This window comes from Streptomyces milbemycinicus (genome assembly GCF_002154605.1).
Taxonomy (GTDB): Bacteria; Actinomycetota; Actinomycetes; order Streptomycetales; family Streptomycetaceae; genus Streptomyces; species Streptomyces milbemycinicus.
The window spans coordinates 1-4,103 of the sequence record NZ_MUNE01000775.1 but is presented as its reverse complement, the minus strand read 5'-3'; the positions used below and the strand labels follow the sequence as shown (position 1 = coordinate 4,103).

Annotated in this window: 4 protein-coding genes and 1 pseudogene; 2 read left to right on the top strand and 3 right to left on the bottom strand. The window is 71.9% G+C overall.

Going from position 1 to position 4,103, the window contains the following annotated elements; all coding sequences use genetic code 11:
• The 3 genes and pseudogenes from CCN51_RS58600 to CCN51_RS45880 all read right to left on the bottom strand — a co-directional run.
• Window positions 1-176: pseudogene (locus CCN51_RS58600) on the bottom strand (NADH-quinone oxidoreductase subunit C); the annotation flags it as partial.
• A gap of 83 nt (window positions 177-259) precedes the next feature.
• Window positions 260-904, bottom strand: coding sequence for an NADH-quinone oxidoreductase subunit B (locus CCN51_RS45885; protein WP_014178714.1), 645 nt, complete (start codon window positions 902-904; stop codon window positions 260-262).
• Window positions 895-1,308 (bottom strand): NADH-quinone oxidoreductase subunit A, encoded by a 414-nt coding sequence (locus CCN51_RS45880; RefSeq protein ID WP_014178713.1) that lies wholly within the window; start codon window positions 1,306-1,308, stop codon window positions 895-897. Before CCN51_RS45880 ends, CCN51_RS45885 begins: the two co-directional genes overlap by 10 nt.
• A gap of 191 nt (window positions 1,309-1,499) precedes the next feature.
• On the opposite strand from CCN51_RS45880, the gene CCN51_RS45875 reads away from it, so the two are divergent.
• Window positions 1,500-2,699, top strand: coding sequence for a sensor histidine kinase (locus tag CCN51_RS45875; RefSeq protein WP_107426246.1), 1,200 nt, complete (start codon window positions 1,500-1,502; stop codon window positions 2,697-2,699).
• 187 nt (window positions 2,700-2,886) lie between these two features.
• The coding region (locus CCN51_RS45870) for a sensor histidine kinase (protein ID WP_086860911.1) at window positions 2,887-4,103 on the top strand (1,217 nt) is incomplete at its 3' end.

The following is a 4,103-nucleotide window of genomic DNA, read 5'->3' as shown; positions in this document are numbered from 1 at the left end:
CCCGCGCCGGGCTCGTCGACCGCGCTCAGCCAGTCGAAGTAGGTGCAGCCCAGCGCGTCGCGGGCGGTCTCCAGCGCGGGGATCCACGCGTCGGCGGGGACGTCGACGGTGAGCAGCCCGTACGACTCCTCCGCCGTCGCGCCTTCGCCGAACAGCTCGGTCGCCGGCCGCGGCAGCCAGCCGACCGTCGGCTGCGCGGCCTCGGCGGCAGCAGGCGCGGCGGCGGCCTCGACGGGCTGGTTCCGGTCGTCGGGCGCGGTCACGGCGTGCCCTCCCCCGCGTCCGGTCCTGAGGACGGGGCGGGTGGCGCGACCAGGCCGCTGCGCAGGGCTGTAGCGGACGGCCGAGAGGCCCCGCCATCGCGCCCGTACCGCTCGCCCAGCGATTCGCGCGCGATCTTCTCCTGGAGCTTCAGGATCCCCTGCAGCAGCGCCTCCGGGCGGGGCGGGCAGCCCGGCACATACACATCGACGGGGATGATCTGGTCGACGCCCTTGGTGACCGCGTACGAGTCCCAGTACGGCCCGCCGCAGTTCGAGCAGGCCCCGAAGGAGATGACGTATTTGGGCTCGGGCATCTGCTCGTAGAGCCGCTTCACCGCGGGCGCCATCTTGTCCGTCACCGTGCCGGACACGACCATGAGGTCGGCCTGGCGCGGCCCGGGAGCGAAGGGGATCACGCCGAGCCTGATGAAGTCGTGGCGGGCCATCGACGCCGCGATGAACTCGATGGCGCAGCAGGCCAGCCCGAAGTTGAAGACCCACAGGCTGTAGCGGCGGCCCCAGTTCAGGACCACCTTCATCGGCTCGGGCGCCAGTCTGGCGAGCGTCCCGAGGCGGCGCGGCTCCGGAAGATCCACAGGTGTGGATGCCGGTGTGGGGGCGGGGTTCGGTGTCACGTCCATTCCAGGACGCCCTTCTTCCAGGCGTACAGCAGGCCCACGGCGAGGAAGCCGAGGAAGATGAACATCTCCACCAGCGTCGTTCCGCCATAGCCCGGTGCGGCGAACACCGTCGCCCAAGGGAAGAGGAAGATCGAGTCCACCGCGAAAATCACATACAAGAAAGCGTAGACGTAGTAGCGGACCTGGGTGTGCGCCCAGCCCTCGCCGACGGGGTCGACACCGCACTCGTATGTCAGCAGCTTCTCCGGGGTGGGCACCACGGGCCGCAGCAGCCGCCCGGCCCCGAAGGCCACGGCGACGAAGAGCACGCCGACCACCGCGAGCAGGCCGACCACCGAATAGCCCTGGAAGTAGTCGGCCGCGAGCGGCACGGCTGTGGTGTGCACGGTCGTCGCCTCCGGCACGTCCGCCCCTCGCTCCCTGTCCCGCCTGATGTTCGCCGATGTCGTATGTTCGACGCTACGTACGCACGGGAGTGTAGGCCCTGGAGCCGTCCAGGTGAGCCGCCGGTCCGAGATGCGGTGGGGTTACCCCTACCCGGGCACGGCGACGTACCCCATGGCGGGGCGGGGGCGGGCCGGGCAATCTTGGCCGTATGACCGTGAGTTCAACCAACGAGGGTGTCCAGGGCGACCAGGGCCACGCGCGGCTGCCCCGGCCGCCCGCCTTCGGCTTTCCCGCGCAGACCTGGAAGGAGATCGCCCACCTCCTCGCCAATCTGCCCATGGGCATCCTCGGCTTCGTCTACTCCCTGGTGTGGCTCGTCATGGGCCTGGGGCTGGCGATCACCGTGGTGGGGCTGCCGCTGCTGGCTCTGGGGCTGCGCGGCAGCCGGCTGTACGGCGCGTTCGAGCGGCGTCGCGCCCGCGCCCTGCTCTTGGTGCGCGTCGACGAGCCGAGCCGGCTGCGGCACCACGCGGACGGCGGCTTCTTCTCCTGGCTGTGGGCGCGGCTGCGGGACCCGGTGGGCTGGCGGACCACGCTGTACTCCTTCATGCGGCTGCCCTGGGCGGTGGTCACCTTCTGCGTCACCCTGCTCTCCCTCTTCCTCGCCTGGCCCGTGCTGCCCTGGATCGCGCGGGGCCTGACCAACGCCGACCGGGCGATGGTGCGCGGGCTGCTGTCCCCCTCCGACGAGCTGGAGCGGCGGATCGCGGAGCTGGAGTCGGACCGGGGCACGGTGGTCGACACGGCCGCGGCCGATCTGCGCCGTATCGAGCGTGATCTGCACGACGGGGCACAGGCCCGGCTGGTCGCCCTCGCCATGGGTCTTGGCCTGGCGAAGGAGAAGGTGCTGGAGGACCCGGGGGCGGCGGCCGCGATGGTCGACGAGGCGCACGGCGAGGTGAAGCTGGCCCTCCAGGAGCTGCGCGACCTCGCCCGGGGCATCCACCCGGCGGTGCTGACCGACCGGGGCCTGGACGCGGCGCTGTCGTCGGTCGCGGCGCGCTGCACGGTGCCGGTGGAGGTCGCCGTGGACCTGCCGGAGCGGCCCGCGCCCGCCATCGAGGGCATCGCCTACTTCACCGTCTCCGAGCTGCTGCAGAACATCAGCAAGCACAGCGGCGCCCGGACGGCCGCCGTCGAGGTGTGGCGGTCGGACGGGCGGCTGCTGATCCATGTGCGGGACGACGGGCACGGCGGCGCGAGCACGGACAGGGGCAGCGGTCTGGCCGGGCTCGCGGAACGGCTCGGGTCGGTCGACGGCCTGTTCACGGTGGATTCGCCGGTGGGCGGCCCGACGGCCGTGACCGCCGAGCTGCCGTGGCGCGACCGCGGGGCCGCGCGGGTCTAGAGGGCCGGTCCGGTGTTATGGCCAGGGCTACCCCGACGGTTATGCCCAGGGCTACCCCGACGGTAGGGCTAGCCCCACGGTCAAGACGCCTACCTGCTCCATGGCCCGAATGGGCGCGCTCCGGGAGCCTGGATGTACGCACCGCAGCACGGGCACCATGCCCCACCCTTCGGAGGACGGACGAGAGATGGCCACCGCATACGAACCGTACGGGCCGGAAGCCGAGCCCCGCGGCTCTCTGGTGCCCGCGGCGCTGCGTGCACCCTTCAAGGCCCGTGTCTGGCGCGAGTTCCTGTATCTGATGCTCAGCCTCCCGATGGCCCTGCTCACCTTCTGCTACGCGGTCACGATGCTCGCGCTCGGCTTCGGACTCCTGGTCACCTTCCTCGGCATACCGGTGCTCGGGGTCGCCCTGGCGGGCTGCCGGGCGCTCGGGGCCGTGGAGCGGGCCAGAGCGCGCGGGCTGCTGCGGCTGGAGGTCGCCGATCCCGAGCCGGTGCGGGCGGTGACCCGCGGGTCGCGCAAGTCGGGTCCGTTCGCATGGGTGGGCGCGCTGCTCAAGAGCGGCACCTCTTGGCGCCATGTCCTCTACTCGGTGATCCACCTCCCGTGGGCGATCTTCGCCTTCGCTGTGTCGCTGGCGCTGTGGGTGAACGCCTGGGTCTTGGTGAGCTATCCGCTGTGGCAGTGGGTCCTCCCCACCTACAGCGACCAGCAGGGCATAGAGCTCTTCGAAGTCGACGGCCGCGGCTTCTTCCTCGACACCCCGTTCGAGATAGCCGTAACCAGCGTCGCCGGGGCGCTGCTGCTGGTGGGGACGCCGTTCGTGATACGGGGGCTGACCTCCGTCGACCGGCTGCTGGTGTCCGGGCTGTTGGGCCCCTCGCGGCTCGCGGAGCGGGTGTGGGAGCTGGAGTCGGACCGGGGCACGGTGGTCGACACGGCCGCGGCCGATCTGCGCCGTATCGAGCGCGATCTGCACGACGGGGCACAGGCCCGGCTGGTCGCCCTCGCCATGGACCTGGGCCTGGCGAAGGAGAAGCTTCAGGAGGACCCGGAGGCGGCGGCGCGGATGGTCGACGAGGCGCACGGCGAGGTGAAGCTGGCCCTCCAGGAGCTGCGCGACCTCGCGCGCGGCATCCACCCGGCGATCCTCACCGACCGGGGCCTGGGCCCGTCCCTGTCCGCTCTGGCCGCCCGCTGCACCGTGCCCGTGACGGTGACGGTGGACCTGCCGGAGCGGCCGGCAGCCGCCATCGAGGGCATCGCCTACTTCACCGTCTCCGAGCTGCTGCAGAACATCAGCAAGCACAGCGGCGCCCGGACGGCCGCCGTGGATGTGTGGCGCTCCGAGGACCGGGTGATGCTGCAGGTCTCCGACGACGGCCGGGGCGGGGCGGACAC

Coding starts and splice junctions, on each gene's coding strand:
- CCN51_RS45885 (WP_014178714.1), bottom strand. CDS start 904: ATGGACGTGACACCGAACCCCGCCCCCACACCGGCATCCACACCTGTG.
- CCN51_RS45875 (WP_107426246.1), top strand. CDS start 1,500: ATGACCGTGAGTTCAACCAACGAGGGTGTCCAGGGCGACCAGGGCCAC.